Consider the following 22,716-nt stretch of genomic DNA (forward strand, 5'->3'; position numbering starts at 1 on the left):
AGTGCCACCCCTTATCCTCTCCCCAACGGGGAGAGGAGCGTAACGAAGGCCGAAACCCGGCCAAAGGGTAAAACAGATGACCGTGAAACTCTCGTCCTCTAACCTCTCCAAGCTGCCCGCCAACGTCGCAGGTCCGAAGTATGACCGCGCGACGCTGAAGGCCGGCATCGTGCATTTCGGCGTCGGCAATTTCCACCGCTCGCATCAGGCCGTCTATCTCGACGATCTGTTCAATGCGGGCATCGGCCATGACTGGGCGCTGATCGGTGCCGGCGTGTTCGACGGCGAAAAGATCGGTCGCGGCAAACTGGAAGAGCAGGACTGGCTCACCACGGTGGTCGAGCAGGATAGCGGCCATATGAGCGCACGCGTCACCGGCGCGATGATCGACTTCCTGATGCCTGGCGATGCGGCCAGTGTCATCGAACGGCTTGCCGACCCGGCGATCAAGATCGTTTCGCTGACCATCACCGAAGGCGGCTACTTTATCGATCCGGCCTCCGGCGTGTTCAACCCGATCCATCCCGACATCGTCGCCGACGCGCAGGCCGGCGCCACGCCGAAGACGGTGTTCGGCATCATTCTTGCCGGGCTGATGCGCCGCCGCGATGAAGGCACCGTGCCGTTCACCGTGATGTCGTGCGACAACATTCCCCACAACGGCCATGTCACCTCGGATGGCGTCATCGGCCTGGCCCGTTTGATCGACGAGGATCTGGCGAACTGGGTCAGCGAGCATGTCGCCTTTCCGAACGGCATGGTCGATCGCATCACGCCGGCCACCACCGACCGCGAGCGCGGCATCCTGGCCAAGGATTTCGACCTCGAGGACAACTGGCCGGTGTTCTGCGAGCCGTTCCGGCAGTGGGTGCTGGAGGACCATTTCACCGATGGCCGGCCGCCGCTGGAAAAGGTCGGCGTGCAGTTCGTCAAAGACGTTGCGCCTTATGAACTGATGAAAATCCGCATCCTCAATGGCGGCCATGCAGCGATCGCCTATCCGGCCGGCCTGATGGATATTCATTTCGTGCATGAGGCGATGCAGGAGCCGCTGGTGAGCGGTTTTCTGGCCAAGCTCGAACGGGACGAAATCATCCCGACGGTGCCGCCGGTGCCGGACACGGTTCTGGAAGACTATTACCAGCTCATCGAGAGCCGCTTCTCCAACCCGAAGATCGGCGACACGGTGCGCCGGCTCTGCCTCGACGGCTCCAACCGCCAGCCGAAATTCATCATCCCGACCATCGCCGACCGGCTGAAGGCGGGAAAGGGCGTTGCGGGTCTCGCGCTGGAATCGGCGCTCTGGTGCCGCTACTGCTTCGGCACGACCGACAGCGGCGCCGTCATCGAGCCCAACGACCCGAGTTGGGACCGGCTACAGGCGACGGCAAAGGCAGCAAAGGACGCTCCCGCCGCCTGGCTCGCCATGGAGGACATCTATGGCGATGTCGGCCGCGCAACGACGTTCGTCGAGGCCTTTGCCCATGCGCTCAACGTGCTATGGGCGAATGGCGCGCGCGCCACGCTGACGCGCTACCTCGCCGGCAAGCTCTGAGAGCCATTCTCGGCCATGACGCCTGAACTGGTCATTTTCGACTGCGATGGCGTGCTGGTCGACAGCGAGGCGCTCTCCGTCTCGGCGCTGCTCGGCATGGTCAGGCTTGCCGGCGGCAGCGTCAGTGAGGATGCCGCCTACGAGCATTTCCTCGGCAAGAGCATGAAAAGCGTGCGCGAGATCCTCGGCCGCGACTTCGGGCTCGATATCACCGACCTGCACCTGACCGAGATGCGCGTCGAATTGATGCGCAAATTCCGCGAGGAGCTGAAGCCGATCGCCGGCGTCAAGAAGATGCTGCCGAAGCTTGGGCTGCCGTTCTGTGTCGCGTCCTCGGGCACGCTCGACCGCATCCGCTACGCGCTCGACGTCACCGGATTGCTTGGGCTGATGGAACCGCACCTGTTCAGTGCCACCATGGTGGCCAAGGGAAAGCCCGCGCCGGACCTGTTCCTGCATGCTGCCGCCAGCATGCGGGCCCATCCACGCAAATGCCTCGTCATCGAGGACAGCCCGGCCGGCATCATTGCCGCGCGGGCGGCGGGGATGCGCGTGTTTGCCTTCACCGGCGGCTCGCATGCCGGCAACCCGACCTTGAAAGCGCGGCTTGCGTCGAGTGAACCGGACTTTATATTCGCTGACATGCTGCAATTGCCCGATCTGATTGCAGGCCTGGGAGCGAGAGACAGAGCATCTTGACGAAACAGTTCGTTTGCGCGGTCGATGTCGGCACCGGGAGCGCTCGCGCGGGCATTCTCGACACCAACGGCACCTTGCTCGGCCGCGCCGAGCGGCCGATCGCCATGAACCAGCCGAAGCCCGATCACGCCGAACATGATTCGCGCGATATCTGGTCGGCCGTCTGCGCCGCCGTGCGCGCTGCCCGCGAAAAGGCCGGCATAGCTGCCGAGGAGGTCGTCGGCATCTCCTTCGATGCCACCTGTTCGCTGGTGGTGCGCGACCGGCAAGGCGGCCAGCTCAGCGTCTCGACCACGGGCGACAAACGCTGGGACACCATCGTCTGGCTCGACCACCGCGCCATCGCGGAGGCCGACGAATGCACGGCAAGCGGCCATACCGTGCTGAATTACGTCGGTGGCGTCATGTCGCCGGAAATGGCGACACCGAAGCTGATGTGGCTGAAGCGCAATTTGCCGGAGACCTGGAATGAAGCCGGCTATTTATTCGATCTCACCGATTTCCTGACCTGGCAAGCGACAGGTTCGCTGGCCCGCTCGCAATGCACGCTGACCGCCAAATGGACCTATCTGGCGCATGAAGAGGCCGGCTGGCGGCGCGACTTCTTTGCGCTCGTCGGCCTCGGCGATCTTTTCGAGCACGGCAATTTGCCGGAAAAGGCCAGCCCGGTCGGCGCTTATATTGGCCAACTGACCGCCCAGGCAGCGGCCGAGCTTGGGCTGAGCGAGAAATGCCGGGTCGGCGCCGGCGTCATCGATGCCTATGCCGGTGCGCTTGGCGTGCTCGGCGGCTTTGCCGGCGACCAACAGGACATCGGCCGGCATTTGGCGCTGATCGCCGGCACGTCGAGCTGCGTCATGGCGATGTCACCGGATCCGCAGCCCTTCGCCGGCGTCTGGGGTCCCTATTACGGCGCGGCGCTGCCCAGGCTGTGGCTGTCGGAAGGCGGCCAGTCGGCGACCGGCGCCCTGCTCGACCACATCATCCGCTGGCACGGCGCCGGCGGCGAGCCGGATGCCGCCATGCATGCGAAGATCGCCAGGCGTGTCGCCGAGCTGCGCGCCACCGAGGGCGACAACCTTGCCGCGCGGCTGCATGTGCTGCCCGATTTTCATGGTAACCGCTCACCGCTCGCCGATCCGCATGCCATCGGCGTCGTCAGCGGGCTGACGCTGGACTCCTCCTTCGACAGCCTGTGCAAGCTCTACTGGCGCACCGCCGTCGGCATCGCGCTCGGCGTGCGCCACGTGCTGGAAGCGCTGAACGAGAACGGCTATCTGATCGATACGCTGCACGTCACCGGCGGCCACACCAAGAACCCGCTGTTGATGGAGCTCTATGCCGACGCCACCGGCTGCACGGTGATCGAGCCGCTGGCCGACGAGGCGGTGCTGCTCGGCACCGGCATGATCGCCGCCACCGCGGCCGGGCTGTTTCCCGACCTCAACGCGGCCTGTCTTGCCATGCAGCAAGGCGGCAGGACGCGCGCGTCGAACCCGAAATCATCAGGGCGTTTCGACCGCGACTATAAGGTTTTCCTTGAGATGCACCGCCAGCGGCGGATGCTGGACGCGATCCGCTAGAGCATCGGGGCCGGTCCCTGGCTCAATCCGTTCCCGTCCCTCCTCTCTTGCCTTCATGTCGCGTTTCGTCCAGAAGCTGACGCAAACGCCGCAAAACCGAAGGTTTTGCCGTTTGACATGCGGCTTCCGGCTCTGGCCGACGCGCCGTAGCTGGAAAGAGCGGAACAATGTCTGCGATCGAAGCCGGCGCTCGCGCGCCGGAAAATCTTTGGCGTCAGGAAATCAGGGCGACGCTGGCGCTCGCCTGGCCGATGGTGCTGACCAATCTCGGCCAGACCGCGATGACGGCCACCGACGTCATGATGATGGGTCGGCTGGGGCCGGACACGCTGGCCAGCGGCGCGCTTGGCGCCAACCTCTATTTCATGCCGCTGATCTTCGGCCTCGGCCTGATGCTGGCGACATCGCCGATGATCGCCACCGAGCTTGGCCGCCGCCGCTATTCGGTGCGCGACCTGCGCCGCACCGTGCGCCAGGGCCTGTGGCTGGCGATCCTGATCTCGATCCCGATCTGGCTCGTGCTTTGGCACGGCGAAGGCATTCTGCTGGCCATGGGCCAGGAACCGGCACTGGCGCATCAGGCCGGCATCTATCTGCGCTGGCTCGAATGGGCGGTGCTGCCCTTCTACTTCTATATCGTGCTGCGCTCGTTCATCTCGGCGCTGGAGCGGCCGGGCTGGGCGCTGGTCATCGTCTTTGTTGCCGTCGCCTGCAATGCCTTCTTCAACTGGGTGTTCATGTTCGGCAATCTCGGCGTGCCGTCGATGGGCATTGCCGGGTCGGGCCTTGCCACCTCGCTGTCCTCAACGCTGATGTTCATCGGCCTGGCTGCCGTGGTGATGCTGGAGAAGAAGTTCCGCCGTTACCGTCTGTTCGGACGGTTCTGGCGATCGGACTGGCCACGCTTCAAGGGCCTGTTGCGGCTCGGCCTGCCGATTGCCGGCATTCTCGCCTTCGAGGTGACTATCTTCAATGCGGCCGCCCTGCTGATGGGCCTGATCGACGCGGATTCGCTGGCCGCGCACGCGATCGCCATCCAGATCGCCTCGATCTCCTTCATGGTGCCGCTTGGCCTCAACCAGGCGGTGACGGTGCGCGTCGGCCTTGCGCATGGCGCCGGCAATCCGCAAGGCGTGTCGCGCGCCGGCTGGACCGCCTTCGTCATCGGCGTCTCGTTCATGGCGCTGATGGGGCTGGTGATGATCCTGTGGCCGCATCCGCTGATCAGCGCCTTCATCGATCTGAGCAATCCGGCCAATGCCAGGGTGATCGAACTTGCCGTGTCGTTCCTGGTCTTCGCGGCGCTGTTCCAGGTCTTCGACGGCGCCCAGGCGGTGGCCGCCGGCATGCTGCGCGGCCTGCACGACACCAAGGTGCCGATGATCTATGCCGCGATCGGCTATTGGGGCGTCGGCCTGCCGCTTGGGGTGCTGCTCGCCTTCCATTTCGGCCTGCATGGCGTCGGCATCTGGATCGGCCTGTCGACGGGGCTGGCCGTGGTGGCCGCGCTGCTGCTGGCGCGCTGGCTGCGGCGCGACCGACTGGCCCCGCCGCTCGCGTTCGGGCATTGAAACAGGACGGTTGGGCTCGGCGGCTGTTGTCCTGTGGACGTTGGCTCATTGAACAACGCCTGCAGAACTCCCTCGAAATCCGGCGCCGCGCTGGAGGCGGTCAGAATGTCGGCGGCGTGTTGACCCAGAGGATGCGGACCGTGGTCGAACCGATATTGCGGTAGCCGTGGCCGAGTTCGGAGTTGAAATAGAACGCGTCGCCTGCCTCGAGTGCCACCACGTTCGCCTCGACCAGCAATTCGACGGAACCTTCGAGCACGTAGCCGAACTCTTGTCCCTTGTGGCTGATCAACTCGGGGCTGCCGCCGCCGGCCTCGATCACATGAACGTTGATCTGCAGCAGATATTCCGGACCGGACGGCACCAATTGCTCGAGCACGACATGGTTGCCCGAACGCCGATGTCCCGTCTCCATGTGCGGACGCTCGTTTTGCCGCAAAACGAACACTTCCGAGGCATTGTGCTGCAGCGTGCCGAACATCGCGTTCATGTTGATGCCCAGTGCCTGCACCAGCCGGTGCAGAGCCGCCATGGACGGCGTAGCGCGGTCGTTTTCGATCTTCGAGAGATAACCCTCTGTCAGCCCGATGCGGGCGCCGAGCTCTTCCAGGCTGAGGCCAAGCACCTGTCTGGCATGGCGCAGCTTGACGCCGATCCTCGGGGTTCCGTTTCTGTCGCGCATGTCAGGTCCGCGTCTTCATCCAGTCCGCCAGCTTCGCCAGCAGGAAATCGACTTCCGCCTCGGTGTTGTAATGAGCTAGCCCGATGCGGACGACACCGTTGCGGTCCGCAAGCCCCAGCCGCTTGATTGGCTCCAAACCGTAATTGTGACCGTGCCAGAGATAGATGCCTTCCTCTGCCATCGCCTTGGCGATATCGGCGGGATCGGTTCCGTCAACGGTGATCGACACGGTAGGCACACGGCGCGCCAGCGCCGCCACATCGGATATGCCCTGGATCAAGACGCCATCAATTCTGGACAATCCGGCAATCAGCCGTGCTGTCAGGACACGCTCATAACGGTCGGCGACTTCAATGCCGGCGACGATGCGCTCCCGCCGCGTCGCCTGCGGGTGGACGTTGCCAAAGGACTGTCCGAGCCAGGCATAGTGCTCGACGGCGCCAAGCACCCCGGCAAGCGCCTCGCGGCTTGTCGTTCCCGTCTCGAATTTTCCAGGTGGCGTATTGGAAGCCGCGCGCACCTTATAGGCGGTCAGCGCCTGCAGCAGATCGAAACGGCCCCACAACACCCCGTGATGCGGTCCAAAAAATTTGTAGGCCGAGCAAACCAGGAAATCACAGCCGATCTCCTGGACGTCGATCACCCCATGCGGCGCGAACTGCACCGCGTCGATATAGCTCAGCGCCCCGATCGCGCGGGCGCGCTGCGCGATCCGCTTCACGTCGTTGATCGTGCCGGTAACGTTGCTGGCATAGCCGACGGCGACCAGCTTGACGTCCTCGTCGATAGTCGCCTCCAGCGTCGACAGGTCGAGTTCGAACGTTTTTGGATCGAGGTCGATCCAGCGTACTTCAAGCCCCCGATCCTCCGCCAGCATCAGCCAGGGTGCGACGTTGGCGTCATGATCCATGCGCGTCAGCACGATGGCGTCGCCGGCGTTCAGATCGCGGCCGATGGCGCGCGAGACGGCGAAAGTCAGAGTCGTCATGTTCTGGCCGAACACCACCTCACGCCGGTCGGCGGCATTGAAGAAATCGGCCATCGCCTGATGCGCGTCGTCGACCATCGCCTGGGCCGCGAGTGAGGTTTCGAAATAGCCACCAAGATTGGCGTTGGTTTCGATCATGGCACGCGTCATACGCTCGATCGAACGGCTCGCCATCTGGGTTCCCGCGGGATTGTCGAAGAAAATCCGCTTCTTCGGCTCGGCACCTCTCGCCATCGCCGGAAAAGCATCGCGGACTGTATCTATATCCATGTCTGAATTCCGTATCTGATGATCGTTGTGCGGCGGCCCCTAGACCGTCGCCAGCAGCGGCTTCACGCGTTCAGCCGGCCGCTTCATGGATGGCGACAGCGCGAGCCGGGAAGCCAGATCCGGCCTTTGGCTTTGGCCAGCTTGCCATTATCAAGGCGCCGGCTTCGGGCACCTTGTCGAGATTGGCCAAGAGCTCGATCTGCCAGCAGTCGCGCGACAGCACGTAGTATTCCAGGCTTGCGTCACCTGCGGAAGTGGCACAGCCGGGATCAGTGTCCATGCCCTCGTGCCCGATCGCAGCAACACCGCGGCGTTCCAAAAGTTCCTCCAGCACCGGCTTCGACCAACCCGGCGCATGCGAGATACCGTCGGCCGACTTGTTCCGAAACGCCACGGGGTCTGGCCAGCGCGGCCACCAGCCGGTGCGAAGTGCGACAAAACACTTTTCCGGGATACGACCGTTCCGCGCCTCCCAGGCCGAAATGTCGTCGAGCGTCGGCGTCGCGTCGGGATCGGCGGCGACCCTGTCGCTGATGTCGAGGATGACCAGCGGCAGAAGCATCTCCGCCACCGGCAGTTGGTCGATCGAGCGGCCGCCGTCGATGAAGTGCACCGGCGGATCGACATGGGTGCCCCACTGTCCGACGAAGGCGTAGTGGTGGACCTGAAAGGCATCGCCCTTCGAAAAATCGAGCAACGCACTGCGCTCCTCGTCCGGGAAGGCCGGGAAATGCGGCTGACCCGGATGAAACGCATGCGTCAGGTCGGTGAAGGTCGCGGCAGAGAGCCGCGACCTGTAGATGTCCCAAAGGGAGCCCGGAGTGGACAAGATCACGGCTCCGCGACGAAGGTCGGTGCCGCTTCACTTGCCAGGACAAGCTTGCCGTCCTTGACACCAATGACCGAGACCGACTTGTCCGGCACCGAAATGCCCGGGCGGTAGGTGATCGTGCCGGTCACGCCGTCGAGCCCGGACGTAGCGGCCAGCGCGTCACGGATCTTGGCCGGATCCGGCGCACCGGCACGCTTGATCGCGTCGGCCATCAGCTTGACCGAGTCGTAGCCGAGCGCAGCAAACGCGTTCTCCGGGGCATTGCCGACCGACTTGGTGTAGGCGTCGATAAAGGCCTGCACCTTCGGGGTGGCGCCCTCACCGATATAGGCGTGGGTGGTGAAGTAGGTGTCCTTGGCCGCGTCGCCGCCGACCTGGATCAGCAACGGCGTGTCGTAGCCGTCGCCGCCGACCACCGGCAGGTTGATGCCGGCCTGGCGCATCTGCTTCAAGATCAGGCCGATTTCCTCGGCATTCGACGAGGCATAGACGAAGTCGGGCTGCGGCGACAGCGCCTTCAGTTTGGCGATCTGCGCGGTAAAGGTCTTGTCGCCGATCTTGTAGGTGTCGCGCTCCAAAATCTTGCCCCCGCCATGCTCGTAGGCGGTGACGAAGTAGTCCGACAGCAGCGTTGTGTATTCGGTGCCGATGTCGGTCAGCAGGTAGGCGGTCTTGCCGTTCAGCTTATTCAGCGCAAATTCCGCGCCAACCGCGGCCTGAACGTTGTCGCCGAAGGCGGCGAGGAAGATCTCGTTGCCGAGCTGGCTCGGCAATTTCGGCGAGGTCGCGCCGGGCGTGATGAACGGGATCTGCGCCTTCTGGACCTGCGGTCCGATGGCCAGCACCGAGTCGGAATCGGCGAAGCCGATGATGCCGACGACCTTGTCGCTGTCGATCAACTGGCTGGCGACGGTCGAGATCGTCGTCGAATCGCTCTTGGAGTCGTAGATCACCAGTTCTATCTGCTGGCCGAGCACGCCGCCGGCGGCGTTGATTTCGCCCGCTGCCAGCTTGGCGCCGTTCAGCATCGGACCGTCGAGCGAGGCCTGGATGCCGGTCAGGTTTGCCGGATAGCCGATCTTGATCGTGTCGGCAGCAAGTGCCGTGCTGGCCGAGGCAAGCGCGAAGAATGCGCCCAATCCCAGGCCGATGGTGCCGCGTCGAGTGAGTTTGATCATCGTTTTCGTTCCTCTGTCTGGTTCACCGTTGCCGATCTTTGGGTTAATCCGAACGTAAGTTCCCGGTCCCCCATGATCCCCTTCGGCCGGAAGATCATGACTAGAATGAAGATGAAGCCGAGCACGATCTGGCTGGCGCCAAACAGGGCCGGCACCGCGAAATCGCCGATCGTGAAGCCGCGCTCGACCGAGCGCAGGACCTCCGACAACAGCGAAACGCAGATGACGCCGACCACCGCACCGGTCAGGGAGCCCATGCCGCCCAGCACCAGCATTGTGATCAGGCTCATCGTCAGCGCGAAGTAAAAGGTGTTCGGCGAAAACGAGCCGAGATAATGTGCGTAGAGCGACCCGCCGACGCCTGAGAAGAACGCGCCGACGACGAAGGCGATCAGTCTGGTCCGCAACACGCCGATTCCGACAGCGCTGGCCGCGATCGTGTCGTCGCGCACCGCCTTCATGGCGCGCCCGAAAGGCGAATAAACCAGGCGCGCCAGCACGAACACCGTGATGGCGAGCCAACCCATCACCCAGGGCAACGTCGTATCCAGCGGCACGCCGGTGAAAGTGCGGGCGCCTCGGGTGAAATCCGATGCATTGATCAGCACCACGTTGACGATAATCAAGAATCCCATCGTCGCCACCGAAACGAAATAGCCCGACAGGCGCATCAAGGGATAACCGACGACCACCGCAAGCAGCGCCGTCAGAAGACCTGCCACCAGCGTCGCCGGCAGGAAGGGGAGGCTGAAAGCATGCAGAAACGTCGGCAGATGCGGCAGCAGTGCCATCTTCTGCTGCACCGGGATCGACAGGATTCCCGACATATACGCGCCGGCGCCGATGAAGCCGACATGACCGAGCGAAAACACGCCCGTAAAACCGTTGCTCAGCGACAGCGCCAGCACCAGGATAGCATTCAGCGCGATCAGCAGGATAATCCGGACGAAATAGTCGCTCAGCACGTGCGGTGCACCGAATGCGACAGCTGCCCCCGCCAGCAGGGCGACGAGGACGAGGAGTGTGATCCGCGTTTCCCGGCTCACAGCTTTATCTCCCGGTTTGGCTGGAGCAGCCCGCCCGGGCGCACCAGGAGAAAGGCGATCAGCACGGCGAAGACGATTGCGTCGCGATAGGACGAGACGCTGCTCGGCAGGAATGCGACGATGAAGATCTCCAGCGCGCCCAATATGTAGCCGCCGACCAAGGCGCCCGCGATCGACCCGAAGCCGCCGATGATTGCCGCCACGAAAGCCTTCAGGAGCGGCGTGAAGCCCATCTGCGGCTGCACCACGCCGGCCTGTGCCGCCCACAGAATGCCGGCGAGGCCGGCATAGGCGGATGCGACGATGAAGGCGACGATAATCAGCCGGTTGACGTTCAGACCGACAAGGTGTGCCGCCGACATGTCCTCAGCCGCGGCGCGCATGCCGAGCCCGGTCGTGGTGCGCGTGATGAACCAGCCGAGGAGCAGCAGCGACACGAAGGTCAGCGCGATGGTCAGGAGATTGATGCTGGTGAAGGTGATGGCGCCGTTCGACATTTCCCAGGAGGTGTTGAGAATATCGGGGAGTGGAAAATTTCGCGGCGAGGAGGTGAACACCAGGATGCCGACGTTCTCGATGATGTAGGTGACGGCGAGGCTTGTCAGCAGTCGCGCAACGTCGGGCGCGTCGCGGATCGGACGATAGGCGATGCGTTCGATGAGGAAGCCGGCGACGGCCGCCGCGGCGATGCCGCAGATCACCGCGACCGGGAACGGAACGCCGATGCCGACCAGCAGAGCCACCCCGAATGCGCCTACCATCATGACGTCGCCATGCGCGAAATTGGTGAGCTTGAGGACGCCGAAGACGATCGACAGGCCAACCGCCACCAGTGCGTAGAGGCTGCCGAGGCTCACCGCGTTGACGATCTGCTGCAGGATATAGTCCAGCTGGGTCATGTTGCCGCCCCGAGATATGCCTGCGCCACGCGTTCGCTGTCGCGCAGTTCCGCGGACCGGCCCGACAGCGCCACCTGACCCGTGCGCAGCACATAGGCGCGGTCGGCGAGGTCCAGCGCGAGCGTGATGTTCTGCTCCACCAGCAGCATCGTCATGCCCTGGCGCTTCAGTTCGGCAAGCGCGCTGAAGATATGGCGCACCAGCAGCGGCGCAACGCCGAGCGAAGGCTCGTCGAGCAGCAGCAGGCGCGGCGCCGCCATCAGCGCACGCGCCAGAGCAAGCTGCTGCTGTTCGCCGCCCGACAGCGTGCCGGCCAGTTGCTTCAGCCGCTGCTTGAGAATCGGGAACAGCATGAACATGCGCTCGCTGTCTCTGCCGATGGCCTCCTTGTCGGTGCGGGTGCAGGCGCCGAGCCGCAGATTGTCGGCCACCGTCAGGCCGCCGAACAGGCGCCTGCCCTCCGGGCTCTGCGCGATGCCCAGACTTACGATGCGCGACGGAGCGATACCTCCAATCGGCTTGCCATCGAAGATGATCTTGCCGCCGCGCGGCCGCGACAAGCCGGAAATGGTACGCAAGGTCGTGCTCTTGCCGGCGCCGTTGGCGCCCACCAACGCCACCACCTCGCCGGCATGGACGTCGAGCGAAATGCCCTTCAGCGCACGCACCGCGCCGAAATTGACCTCGAGGTTCTCGACGCTGAGCAGAACGGGGTTAGGCGTGGCCAAGATACGCCTCCCGCACTTTCGGGTGTTCGCGTACCTGCTCCGGTGTTCCGACGCAGATCACCTCCCCCGTCGCCAGCACCTGGATGCGTTCGCACAGCGCCATGATCAGGTCCATGTCGTGCTCGACAACGACGACCGTTACGCCGTAGCGGTCACGGATCGTCCGGATCAGCGCTGCCAACACCTTGGTCTCGTTGGAATCAAGCCCGGCTGCGGGCTCATCGAGCAGCAGCAGTTGCGGGCCGGTCGCCAACGCACGCGCAATCTCCAGCCGCCGCTGATCGCCGTAGGGAAGATCCGCGGCGACCCTGCCGGCCTGATCCGTCAGGCCCATGAGGTCGAGGAGTTCGTCGGCCTTCTGCCGCGTCGCGGCCACCCGCTCGCGATAGCGCCGACCGCGCAGCACGGTGTCGGCGGAGCCGACAGGATGACGCAACTGCGCCGCCGTCAGCACGTTCTGTGCGACGCTGAGGCTGCCGAACAGGCGAGAACCCTGAAAGGTGCGGGCGATGCCCATCGCGACGATCTGCGATGTGCGCAGGCCGACGATCGAACGGCCCTCCATCTCGATGCTACCGGAATTCGGCTGGGAGAAGCCGGTGATCAGGTTGAAAAGCGTGCTCTTGCCCGAGCCATTCGGCCCGATTACCCCAACGATTTCACCTTCGTGGAGCTCGATGGAATGATCCCGCAGGGCAACCAGCCCTCGAAAGGCTTTCGTCAGCCCAACAGTCCTCAACAGCACTCGACTCGACTGTCTATCCACGCGCCGGTTTGCCCCTGTCCGCCCTCGCCGCCCCGTTCGGCCCCGTCAAGCATCAAATGGACAATTCGAACGGCGAGATGTCAAGGCCTATTCCCGAGAGGAAAGCTATATGCCTGCCTCGGCTCGGCGATGCTGCGACATGACGAGGACGATCAGCGCACCGGCCTGTAAACCTGGGCCGGCCTCGGACCGCGCTTCCGCTAGCTTGTTATCTGTTCGGCGACAGCTTCTTCGAGGCCGGCCGCGGCTTGGGCGGCGAGACCGCGCGCCGCCGCCTGTGAATCATAAAATTCCTCGAGCGCATGAACCCTGCCCCACCGCAGCGTGAACACGTGGAGGCCACGGTTGATGTAGGACGTATCGCCGTTGAGCAGGGTTGCGGTGCCATCCCGCTGGGCAAACACGGTGGTATGCCACGGCCAGCCCTTCACCCAGACGTGGTTGACCGTGAGATGGAGAGTGGGCAGAACACGGCCGAGGCGCTCGAACCAGCGGCGCAGGGCTTGCTTGTCGTGGCGCTCCCCACCAAGCGCGTGGGCGCCACCAACCCGGTGATGGACATGCGGCGCGATGGCCTTCACCGCCGCATCCCAGCGATGGTTGTTGACGTCGTCGAAGCTCTGCCGGATCGATTTCTCGACAAAATAGCTGTAAAGCATGTGACCTCTCTCCAGACTTGTTGGTGGCTCGCCCTTCCGGCGCGAGAGCCCCGGCCAGCGTCGCGCGGCCGCGGCCTGCGCGTCAGGTCAGGGCATTGTCGCGTCGGCCCGCTGGGATGTGTCGGCCTCGGTCGAGACCGTCACCTCCTTGCCGGACCTTGAGAACGCGTAGAGCGAGCCCGGGTAGCCCGGTATGGAAAACGCCACGGCGTCACTGTTGGCGAGGCCCATGACAACCCGCAGCGGATCACCCCCGGCCTTCGGTGCGAAAGTGGCGGTGACCTCCAGCAGGTCGCCGTTCGGAACGTAGTAGGCCACCATGTCCAGGTGTCCCTGGTGCAGGCTGCCGCCTTCGATCGGCCGTCCGATGGTGGCTTCCTCGGCAAGAGCCGGGGTTGCAAGAAACAGCGCCGCCAGAAGCGAGGCGCCCAGGGTTTTGCGTGTCATCTCATTTGTCCTTTTTTAGATTGCGTTCACCCTCTATATAGGGTATAGATTACGAATGCAATCTAAAAGAGGAGATGACGATGCGTGTGAGTCGCACTCAGGCCGCGGAAAACCGCGAGACCGTGATAAATGTGGCAAGCCGGCTTTTTCGGGAGCGCGGCTTCGACGGCATCGGACTCAAGGATCTGATGAAGGGGGCCGGGCTGACCCAGGGCGCCTTTTACAAGCAATTCGAGTCGAAGGACGATTTGGCGGCGCTGGCGTCCAGGCGGGCAATGGAAAGCGCTACCCACAAATGGTCGGCCGCGACCGCGGCAAATCCTGGGAACCCGCTCGACGGGGTGATCTCATTCTACCTCAGCATGGATCATCGCGGGGAAAAGATGGACGGCTGCCCGGTCGTTGCGCTCGGTTCGGATGCGGCCAGGCAAGGTGCCGAGGTGAAGGCGTCATTCGAAGCCGGCATCAAGGCGTACCTTGAGATGCTCGGCGGTTGGGTTGGCGAGGGCGACAGCGAAAAGACCGGCAACAAGGCAATGGCCGTTCTCTCGACGATGGTCGGCGCGGTCGTGCTCTCGCGGGTCGTCAACGACCCCGACCTTGCGCAAGCTTTTCTGGATGCGGCGGCCGATCAGGTTCGCGAAGCAGTCGCCGCTTGAACGGCGCGAGCAGCGCCGCCGGCACACCAGGGATAGGAGAGCAGATGCAACGGATTGTCGTCACGGGCATGGGAGCGGTCACGCCCCTGGCCGCTAATGTCGAAGCGTCCTGGTCACGCCTGCTTGCCGGCCGGTCGGGCGTTCGCAGGCTTCCTGACGATGTGGTGGGAGAGCTGCCGGCGAAGATTGGCGGCGTGGTTCCCTCCCTGGGCGAAGACCCCGAGGCTGGTTTCGATGCCGATGCCGTCCTGTCCGCGAAGGATCAACGCAAGGTGGACCGGTTCATCCTCTTTGCGCTGGCTGCGGCGGAAGAGGCGCTCGCGCAGGCGCAATGGAAGCCTGCCCTGGAAACGGAGCGCCTGCGCACGGCCACGATCATCGCTTCAGGGGTCGGCGGGTTCCCCGCCATCACCGAGGCGGTGCGCACGGTGGACCTGCGTGGCGCCCGCCGCCTGTCGCCCTTTACGGTGCCGTCCTTCCTGGTAAATCTCGCGGCGGGCCACATCTCGATCCGTCATGGTTTCAAGGGTCCACTCGGCGCACCGGTGACGGCATGCGCGGCGGGCATCCAGGCGATCGGCGACGCCGCCCGCCTGATCCGGGCCAACGAAGCCGACATCGCCGTGTGTGGCGGGACGGAAGCGTGCATCAACACCGTCAGTCTCGGCGGTTTCGCCGCGGCTCGTTCTCTTTCGACCGGCTTCAATTGGGCGCCGGCCCAAGCCTCGCGCCCTTTCGACACATCGCGGGACGGCTTCGTCATGGGCGAAGGAGCCGGCGTGCTGGTCATCGAGGCATTGGACCACGCGTTGGCGCGCGGCGCAAAGCCGTTGGCTGAGCTCGTCGGCTACGGCACGACCGCGGATGCCCACCACGTCACCTCCGGGCCGGAGGACGGCGACGGCGCGCGCCGGGCCATGCAGATCGCGATTGCCCAGGCAGGGATTTCGCCACGCCAGGTTCGTCATCTCAATGCGCATGCGACCTCCACGTCAGTCGGCGACCTGGGTGAGATCGAAGCGATCAAGAGCGTGTTCGGGCGCGATTTCGCGATAGCTGTCAGTGCCACGAAATCGGCGACCGGGCACCTGCTTGGAGCGGCCGGCGGGCTTGGTGCTATCTTCGCAATCCTGGCGCTCAGGGATCAGGTCGCCCCGCCAACCCTCAACCTGGGCGAGGCCGATCCGGCCGGCGATGGAATCGACTTCGTCGCCAACGCACCCCGGCCCATGGAGATGGAGTACGCGATCTCCAATGGCTTCGGCTTTGGCGGCGTGAATGCCAGCGCCCTGTTCAGACGCTGGAACTAACCGGTAGCCGGACGCAGTCACGACCAACGCCCTTTGCCCCGGCCTCTCATGCTTTTCCCAATCCGATCCAACGCAAAGAAGGATATGATTTCCATGAACAAGACCAATCCTGGCGTCGCCCTGGTCACAGGGGCATCGTCCGGCATCGGGCGCGCTACCGCCGACGCCTTGCTAGGCGCCGGCTTTCGCGTCTTCGGAACCAGCCGTCGCACGGGCTCCCAGCCATCCGCCGGCGTGACCATGCTGACCTGCGACGTGACCGACGACGCGTCCGTCGCGACAATGGTCGATGACGTTCTGGCCAAGGCCGGACGCATCGACCTGCTGGTCAACAATGCCGGCATGGGCCTGTTTGGCGGCGCGGAGGAGTCCTCGACCGCCCAGGCCAAGGCGCTGTTCGACGTGAACGTCTTCGGCGTCCTGCGCGTGACCAACGCGGTGCTGCCGGCAATGCGGCGCCAAGGGAAGGGCAGAATCGTGAATTTGAGTTCGGTGCAAGGGTTCATCCCCGCTCCCTATTTCGCGCTCTACTCGGCGACCAAACATGCCATCGAGGGTTATTCCGAGTCGCTCGATCACGAACTGCGCCCGTTCGGCATTCGCGTTTCGCTGGTGGAGCCCGCCTATACCCGCACATCATTCGAGGACAATCTTGCCACCCCCGACCGGTCGCTCGAAATCTACGACTCCGCGCGTGCCGGCATGACCACATCAGTGCGCAAGGCGATGGAAAAAGGCGATGCGCCCGAAGTGGTCGCCAAGACCGTTTTGGCCGCAGCGACCGATCCTGCGCCCAAGAGACGCTACGCGGCGGGAAAAACGGCGCGCCAGGTCAGTTTCCTGCGCCGTTTCGTCCCCGCGTCCGCATTCGACAAGAGCCTGCGCAAGCAGCTTGGGCTGCCGGCCTGAAGTCGAGCGCTAACCGTAAGGACAGCTACCTTGGCGCGTCAGCGAGCAGCCGCCTGTTTCTCGAGCCTGCGGGCGTATTGCGTCAGCGGAAAGCACATGATGAAGAAGATCAGAGCCACCAGCCCGTAAACCTTGAACGGTTCGAAGGTCGCATTGTTTATAGCATTGGAGGTCCGCACCAGTTCCTCGAAGCCGATGATGGAGGTGAGCGCGGTCGACTTGATCAGCTGCACCAGGAAGCCGACGGTGGGTGCGCGGGTGATCGAAAAGGCCTGCGGCAGGATGATCAGCCTCAGCTCCTGCAGATAGTGCAGGCCAAGGCTGGCGCCGGCGTCCCATTGGCCCAGGGGTAGCGCCGCGACGCCGGAGCGCCAGATCTCGGCGAGATAGGCGCTGGCGAAGAAGGTCAGGCCGAGCGCCGCCGCCGTCCAGGGTTCGATGCGCAGGCCGAGCATCGGCAAACCGAAGAACATCAGGAACAGCTGCATCAAGAGCGGCGTTCCCTGGAACAGGGCGATGTAGCCGGAGGCGATGCGCCGGCTCCATTTGTTTTTGGCGATCCTGAAGAACAGCACGATCAGGCCGACGATGCCACCGCCGATGAAGGCGGCCAGCGATAGCAGCACCGTCCAGCGGGCGGCGAGCAGCAGGTTGCGCACGATGTCCCAGAAGGTGAATTCGATCATGACACGCCGGCTCCGAGCGCACGGCGCCCGCCTGATACCAGCAGCCGGCGCAAGGCCATCGACAGAGCAAGATAGACCATCGTCACGACGAAATAGGTCTCGAAGGAGCGGAAGGTGCGCGCCTGCAGCATGTCGGCCTCGTAGGTCAGCTCACGCACGGCGATCTGCGACACCACGGCCGACTCCAGCATCATGATGACGATCTGGCTGGTGAGCGCGGGATAGATGATCTTGAGTGCCTGCGGCAGCACGATCTTGATGAAGACCTGCCGGGGCCGCAAGCCCAGCGCGAGCGCTGCTTCCGTCTGCCCGCCAGGCACGGCGTCAAGCCCGGCGCCGACGATCTCGATGGTGTAGGCCGCCATGTTGAGCGTCATCGCCAGCATGGCGGCCAGGATCGGGTCGAGCCGGATGCCGAGGCTGGGCAGCCCGAAGAAGATGAAGAACAGCTGCACCAGGAACGGCGTGTTGCGCATCACCTCGACGTAACAGGCGATTGCCCGCTTGAGCAGAACCGGGCCGTTTCGCCGCCCCGCGGCACCCAGGATGCTGAGCAGCGTTCCGGCCAGCGTGGTCACGGCGATCAGCAGGATCGTCGTGGCCGCGCCGTGCGCGATGTCGCCCAGGGCATCCGGGAGCCAGGCAAAGGCCACGGAAACTCAATCCTTGAGGTTTTCGGGATTGAGCGGCGTCTTCAGCCAGGCTTTCGAGCTTTCATTGAGCTTGCCGTCCGCCAGCATCTTGGCGACGGCATCGTTGACCGCCTTCTTCAGGCTGTCCTCGTTCTTGTTGAGGCCGATATGCGAGGGCGAGGTCAGAAGCTGGAACTTCTGCTCCGGCTTCAGTGCGTCCTGCTTGGCCAGCACCTGCGCGCCGACGTCGTTGCCGACGACCATCAGCTGCGTCTGGCCGGAGATGAAGGCCTGGATCACCGAATTGTAGTTGTCGAAGCGCTTGATGTCGGCCGATGCCGGTGCTGCCTCGGTGAGCGAGGTGTCTTCCAGCGTGCCGCGATTGACGGCGATCGACTTGTCGGCGAGGTCTTCCTTGCCTTTGACGGCAAGCGCTGCCGGACCGATCACGGCGATGTAGTAGGGCGCGTAGGCAGCGGCGAAGTCGATGACCTGCTCGCGTTCCTTCGAGTAGCCGACGCTCATCAGGATGTCGACGCGATGATCGTTCAGATACGGGATGCGGTTCTGGCCGGTGACGGCGATGGGATTGAGCTTCACCTTGAGCGTATCGGCGATGTATTGCGCGACATCCATGTCATAGCCCTTGAGGCTCATGTCGGCGCTGGCCGAGGAGAAGGGCGGAAAGTCGGCGAAGACGCCGACATTGATGGTGCCGGCCTTGGTGATGTCCGCCAGCGCATCGGCGCTGGCGGCCTGAACTGCGAGGCCGAAACCGGCCGTGCCGAGCATCAGCACGGCGGCGATGGAGGCAAATGTCTTACGGATTGTCATTGTCATTCCCCTGTCTGGAAGCTTTGTTTGTTCGGGTCGGCCGCCGGCTCCAGCGCGGCGGCTGCCTTTGCTTTTCTAGACGTCAGGCGCCCTTACCTGTTATCGCCGGGCTGAACACCATCAGGCTCAATATCTCGAACAGCACCTGTGCGGCAGCATGCGCGGTGTTGGTGGTGGCGTCGTATTGCGGCGCCACCTCGACGACGTCGCCGCCGACGATGTTGAGACCTTTGAGGCCGCGCAGCAGTTCGAGCACTTCGCGCGTCGTCAGCCCGCCGACCTCCGGCGTGCCGGTGCCCGGCGCGAAGGCCGGATCGACGCTGTCGATGTCGAAGGAGACATAGGTCGGGCCGTCGCCAACGATTTTGCGCGCCTTCTCGATGATCGCCGGAATGCCGAGACCGGTCACCTCCTCGGCATGCACCACGGTCATGCCGGACTCGTAGGTGAACTCCCACAGATATTCGGCCGAGCCGCGGATGCCGATCTGGATCGTGCGCGTCGGGTCGAGCACGCCGTCAAGCACCGCGTTGCGGAACGGGCCGCCATGGTGGAACTTGGTCATGTCGAACAGGCCACTGGTGTCGCAGTGGGCGTCGATATGGATCAACCCGACCGGCGCCTTCTTGCCGACGGCCTTCAGGATCGGATGGCTGATCGAATGGTCGCCGCCGATCGACAGCGGGATGACGCCGGCATCGACGATCTGGTTGGTGCGGCGCTCGATATCCTCATGGCTGATCTCCAGCCGGTAGCGGCTGCGGAACGGCGTGTCGCCGATGTCGGCGACCCTGAGCTCGTGCGTCGGCGCGCATTCCAGCACGTGATTGTAGGGACCGATGCGCTCGATGGAGCGCAACGCCCTTGGCCCGAAGCGGGAGCCCGGGCGGTTGGTGACGCCGAGATCCATCGGCACGCCGATCATCGCCACCTGCAAATCGCCGAAATCCGGATTGTCTGCCGATATTTCGCGGTAAGGCGCGGCGAGGAAGGTCGGGATGCCTGAGTAGGGCGCCAGCCGCGTGCCGCTTTTGGAGAAGATCTTGTCGGCAACCTTGCGGAACTTCGGGTCGAACATCTCGCCGCCATGGCTTTCGCCATATTTGCGACGCAACGCGTCGAGCTTGCCGCGATCGTATCCCATGTCCGCTCCTCCTGGGCTGATACAGTGCCGGCGCGGGTGGACGCCTGCGAGCCGACCGTCATCCGGCCGGGCCGCTGTCCCGCTGGCTGCCTGCAGATTTCACGTCTTGATGCTGTTCCAGGCTCAGTGTCTGGCAGCGGCATTGAAAAATCAATTGATATTGTTAGGGTGTTTTCTGTGAGAAAATCTCACAACAAAGTTGATACCCATGACCAAGCGCCTGCCACCTCTGAATCCACTGCGCGCCTTCGAGGCAACGGCCCGGCATGGCTCGCTGACCAAGGCGGCCATTGAGCTGAATGTCACCCATGGCGCCGTCAGCCATCAGATCAAGGCGCTCGAGCAGTCGCTCGGTGTCAAGCTGTTCGAGCGGGTCGGCCAGCGGGTCAAGCTGACACCGCATGGCGCGGAGCTTCTGCCGGCGGTGTCGACCGCGTTCGACGGCATCGCCGCCGCCACCCAGCGCATGACAAGGCCGGCGAGCAGCGGCACACTTTCGGTCTCCTGCGTGCCGGCGCTACTGTTGCTGTGGATGACACCGCGGCTCGGCAGTTTCATGGCGCAATATCCCGACATAAGGCTGACGCTTATTCCTTCCAACGATCCCAAGGATTTGCGGGCGCCCAATATCGATGTCTGCGTGCATTATGGCGACGGCAGCTGGACCGATTGCTGGATGCGCAAATGGTCGGGCCTCGAACTGTTTCCCGTGGTCAGCCCGACCTTGATCAACAACCGGCCGATCCGCAGCGTCAGGGATCTCGCCGATCATGTCTTCCTGCATGGCGATGACGGCCGCGAATGGCACACCTGGCTGGCTGCCGCCGATGCGCTGGACCTGGAGCGGGGCCGCCGCCATCACCTCGGCGATGCGCGTATGGCGACCGAGGCAGCGGTGCACGGCCATGGCGTGGCGCTGGGCGACTCGGTGACGGCAAGCGCGCTGCTGGCCAGGGGCATGCTGGTCGCGCCATTCAGCCTGTCGGTGCCGGCGGTCGACGATTTCTATGTCGTCTGCCGCAACGAGATGCGGGCGACGCCGATCGTGCAGGTGTTCATCGACTGGCTGTTTGCCGAGAAAGCGGCGGACGACGGGCGCGCCGACGCCCCTGTGGCCGGCCGCATCGTCAGCCGCCGCAAGCGTCCGGCGCTCAGGGTGATGGGCGGCAAATCCGCAAGCTGATGCCGGGCTGCGCGCCGCCGCATGCAGGCAGCTCTTTTTGTCGGGCCAGCCTGAAAGCGGGCAGCGTTGCGGCCGATTCGATGCTATGAGGCCTGTCGCAATTGTGGATGGCAGGCAGCGAAGGCGGTGTTGAAACATGGCTAAGACCGATATTGCGCGGCGCGTCTACAACCACACCTGGAAGCTCGACCCGATCGTGCGCAGCCTGCTCGACACGGATTTCTACAAGCTTTTGATGCTGCAGATGATCTGGGGCATGTATCCCAAGGTCGACGCAACCTTCTCGCTGATCAACCGCACGACCTCGGTGCGCCTCGCCGACGAGATCGACGAGGGCGAATTGCGCGAACAACTCGACCATGCCCGCACGCTGCGCTTCTCCAAGAAGGAGATGATCTGGCTCGGCGGTAACAATTTCTACGGACGCAAGCAGATCTTCGAGCCGGAGTTCCTCGCCTGGCTGGAAGGCTTCCGGCTGCCCGAATACGAACTGTCAAAGCGCGACGGCCAGTATGAGCTGACCTTCAGCGGGGCGTGGATGTACACCACGCTGTGGGAAATCCCGGCGCTCGCCATCATCAATGAACTCCGATCTCGCGCGGCCATGCGGGCGTTCGGGCCTTTCGCGCTCGACGTGCTCTATGCCCGCGCCAAATCCAAGATGTGGGCCAAGACCGAGCGGCTGAAGGCGCTGCCCGGCATCCGCATCTCGGATTTCGGCACGCGCCGGCGCCATTCCTTCCTATGGCAGCGCTGGTGTGTCGAAGCGTTGAAGGAAGGCATCGGCGAGGCGTTCACCGGCACCTCCAACGTGCTTCTGGCCATGGACAACGACCTCGAAGCGCTCGGCACCAACGCACATGAGCTGCCGATGGTGTTTGCCGCGCTTGCCGACTCGGAAAAAGAGCTGAGACAGTCGCCTTACAAGGTGCTGCAGGACTGGCAGCGCTACTATGGCGGCAATCTGCTGATCGTGCTGCCCGACGCCTTCGGCACAGCATCGTTCCTGCGCGATGCGCCGGACTGGGTGGCCGACTGGACGGGCTTTCGCCCCGACAGCGCGCCGCCGATCGAAGGCGGCGAAAAAATCCTGTCCTGGTGGCGCGACAAGGGCAAGGACCCCAAGCAGAAACTGCTGATCTTCTCCGACGGGCTCGAGGTCGAGACCATCGAGGAGACCTATCGCCACTTCAAGGGCAAGGTGCGCATGTCCTTCGGCTGGGGCACCAATCTGACCAATGATTTCGAAGGCTGCGCGCCGACGGAAACCAACAGCCTCGACGCCATATCGCTGGTTTGCAAGGTCACCGAGGCCAATGGCATGCCAGCGGTCAAGCTGTCGGACAATCCGGCCAAGGCGACCGGCGATGTGAAAGAGATCGAGCGGTATCTCAGGATTTTTGGCGAGAAGGACCGCGTGGAGCAATTGGTCAAGGTGTGAGGGGTGGGGTGGTGG

General features: G+C 63.9%; 23 protein-coding genes. 9 read left to right on the forward strand and 14 right to left on the reverse strand.

Translation table 11 applies throughout. From position 1 onward, the window contains the following. Positions 1-76 precede the first annotated feature (76 nt). The 4 genes from LB559_RS23880 to LB559_RS23895 all read left to right on the forward strand — a co-directional run bounded on the left by LB559_RS23880 (position 77) and on the right by LB559_RS23895 (position 5,408). Complete coding sequence (locus LB559_RS23880; protein ID WP_224675116.1) at positions 77-1,555, forward strand: mannitol dehydrogenase family protein; 1,479 nt, start codon at positions 77-79, stop codon at positions 1,553-1,555. A gap of 15 nt (positions 1,556-1,570) precedes the next feature. Beyond that, a complete protein-coding gene (locus LB559_RS23885) occupies positions 1,571-2,254 on the forward strand; it encodes an HAD family hydrolase (RefSeq protein WP_024502046.1) in 684 nt (227 codons plus the stop codon). Beyond that, a complete protein-coding gene (locus LB559_RS23890) occupies positions 2,251-3,837 on the forward strand; it encodes an FGGY-family carbohydrate kinase (protein ID WP_224675117.1) in 1,587 nt (528 codons plus the stop codon). The genes LB559_RS23885 and LB559_RS23890 overlap by 4 nt, the downstream gene beginning before the upstream one ends. A 167-nt stretch (positions 3,838-4,004) precedes the next feature. Further along, a complete protein-coding gene (locus LB559_RS23895; protein WP_013528421.1) occupies positions 4,005-5,408 on the forward strand; it encodes an MATE family efflux transporter in 1,404 nt (467 codons plus the stop codon). 100 nt (positions 5,409-5,508) lie between these two features. On the opposite strand, the gene LB559_RS23900 is transcribed toward LB559_RS23895, so the two are convergent. The 10 genes from LB559_RS23900 to LB559_RS23945 form a co-directional block, all read right to left on the reverse strand. Then, positions 5,509-6,090: a cupin domain-containing protein gene (locus LB559_RS23900; RefSeq protein ID WP_013528422.1), complete on the reverse strand. Its 582-nt coding sequence runs from the start codon at positions 6,088-6,090 to the stop codon at positions 5,509-5,511. Between the two features lies 1 nt (position 6,091). Continuing rightward, complete coding sequence (locus tag LB559_RS23905; RefSeq protein WP_013528423.1) at positions 6,092-7,348, reverse strand: cysteine desulfurase-like protein; 1,257 nt, start codon at positions 7,346-7,348, stop codon at positions 6,092-6,094. A gap of 70 nt (positions 7,349-7,418) precedes the next feature. After that, positions 7,419-8,177: a cyclase family protein gene (locus LB559_RS23910; RefSeq protein WP_224675118.1), complete on the reverse strand. Its 759-nt coding sequence runs from the start codon at positions 8,175-8,177 to the stop codon at positions 7,419-7,421. Between the two features lie 2 nt (positions 8,178-8,179). Continuing rightward, the gene (locus LB559_RS23915; RefSeq protein ID WP_224675119.1) at positions 8,180-9,358 is read right to left on the reverse strand and encodes an ABC transporter substrate-binding protein; all 1,179 of its coding nucleotides are present in this window, start codon (positions 9,356-9,358) and stop codon (positions 8,180-8,182) included. After that, positions 9,355-10,404, reverse strand: coding sequence for a branched-chain amino acid ABC transporter permease (locus tag LB559_RS23920; protein WP_224675120.1), 1,050 nt, complete (start codon positions 10,402-10,404; stop codon positions 9,355-9,357). Before LB559_RS23920 ends, LB559_RS23915 begins: the two co-directional genes overlap by 4 nt. After that, complete coding sequence (locus LB559_RS23925) at positions 10,401-11,303, reverse strand: branched-chain amino acid ABC transporter permease (protein WP_013528427.1); 903 nt, start codon at positions 11,301-11,303, stop codon at positions 10,401-10,403. The genes LB559_RS23920 and LB559_RS23925 overlap by 4 nt, the downstream gene beginning before the upstream one ends. Then, positions 11,300-12,031: an ABC transporter ATP-binding protein gene (locus LB559_RS23930; protein WP_224675121.1), complete on the reverse strand. Its 732-nt coding sequence runs from the start codon at positions 12,029-12,031 to the stop codon at positions 11,300-11,302. Before LB559_RS23930 ends, LB559_RS23925 begins: the two co-directional genes overlap by 4 nt. After that, entirely contained in the window at positions 12,018-12,797 is a 780-nt protein-coding gene (locus LB559_RS23935) for an ABC transporter ATP-binding protein (protein ID WP_224675122.1), read from the reverse strand. The genes LB559_RS23930 and LB559_RS23935 overlap by 14 nt, the downstream gene beginning before the upstream one ends. Positions 12,798-12,997: 200 nt before the next feature. Then, entirely contained in the window at positions 12,998-13,456 is a 459-nt protein-coding gene (locus LB559_RS23940) for a nuclear transport factor 2 family protein (protein ID WP_224675123.1), read from the reverse strand. 87 nt (positions 13,457-13,543) lie between these two features. After that, positions 13,544-13,903: a hypothetical protein gene (locus LB559_RS23945; protein ID WP_224675124.1), complete on the reverse strand. Its 360-nt coding sequence runs from the start codon at positions 13,901-13,903 to the stop codon at positions 13,544-13,546. 80 nt (positions 13,904-13,983) lie between these two features. Between LB559_RS23945 and LB559_RS23950 the strand changes: the two genes are divergently transcribed. The 3 genes from LB559_RS23950 (at position 13,984) to LB559_RS23960 (ending at position 16,781) form a co-directional block, all read left to right on the forward strand. After that, positions 13,984-14,562, forward strand: a complete 579-nt coding sequence (locus LB559_RS23950) for a TetR/AcrR family transcriptional regulator (protein ID WP_224675125.1) — start codon at positions 13,984-13,986, stop codon at positions 14,560-14,562. Between the two features lie 44 nt (positions 14,563-14,606). Continuing rightward, entirely contained in the window at positions 14,607-15,872 is a 1,266-nt protein-coding gene (fabF, locus tag LB559_RS23955; RefSeq protein WP_224675126.1) for a beta-ketoacyl-ACP synthase II, read from the forward strand. A gap of 93 nt (positions 15,873-15,965) precedes the next feature. Next, entirely contained in the window at positions 15,966-16,781 is an 816-nt protein-coding gene (locus tag LB559_RS23960) for an oxidoreductase (RefSeq protein ID WP_224675127.1), read from the forward strand. A 38-nt stretch (positions 16,782-16,819) separates the two neighbouring features. Here the strand turns inward: LB559_RS23960 and LB559_RS23965 are convergent, their stop codons facing one another. The 4 genes from LB559_RS23965 to speB form a co-directional block, all read right to left on the reverse strand. Continuing rightward, entirely contained in the window at positions 16,820-17,467 is a 648-nt protein-coding gene (locus LB559_RS23965) for an amino acid ABC transporter permease (RefSeq protein WP_224675128.1), read from the reverse strand. After that, a complete protein-coding gene (locus LB559_RS23970; RefSeq protein WP_224675129.1) occupies positions 17,464-18,120 on the reverse strand; it encodes an amino acid ABC transporter permease in 657 nt (218 codons plus the stop codon). Before LB559_RS23970 ends, LB559_RS23965 begins: the two co-directional genes overlap by 4 nt. Positions 18,121-18,126: 6 nt before the next feature. Then, on the reverse strand, positions 18,127-18,933 hold the full coding sequence (locus tag LB559_RS23975) for a transporter substrate-binding domain-containing protein (protein WP_224675130.1): 807 nt from the start codon (positions 18,931-18,933) through the stop codon (positions 18,127-18,129). Positions 18,934-19,015: 82 nt separating this feature from the next. After that, positions 19,016-20,077 (reverse strand): agmatinase, encoded by a 1,062-nt coding sequence (speB, locus tag LB559_RS23980; protein WP_224675131.1) that lies wholly within the window; start codon positions 20,075-20,077, stop codon positions 19,016-19,018. A gap of 208 nt (positions 20,078-20,285) precedes the next feature. Here speB and gcvA point away from each other — a divergent pair, with 208 nt between their 5' ends. Both gcvA and pncB read left to right on the forward strand, forming a co-directional pair. Beyond that, the gene (gene gcvA, locus LB559_RS23985) at positions 20,286-21,260 is read left to right on the forward strand and encodes a transcriptional regulator GcvA (RefSeq protein ID WP_224675132.1); all 975 of its coding nucleotides are present in this window, start codon (positions 20,286-20,288) and stop codon (positions 21,258-21,260) included. A gap of 136 nt (positions 21,261-21,396) precedes the next feature. Further along, the gene (gene pncB / locus LB559_RS23990; RefSeq protein WP_224675133.1) at positions 21,397-22,701 is read left to right on the forward strand and encodes a nicotinate phosphoribosyltransferase; all 1,305 of its coding nucleotides are present in this window, start codon (positions 21,397-21,399) and stop codon (positions 22,699-22,701) included. The last annotated feature ends 15 nt before the right edge of the window (positions 22,702-22,716 follow it).

It is taken from the genome of Mesorhizobium sp. BR1-1-3, assembly GCF_020165455.1.
GTDB classification, from domain to species: Bacteria; Pseudomonadota; Alphaproteobacteria; order Rhizobiales; family Rhizobiaceae; genus Mesorhizobium; species Mesorhizobium ciceri.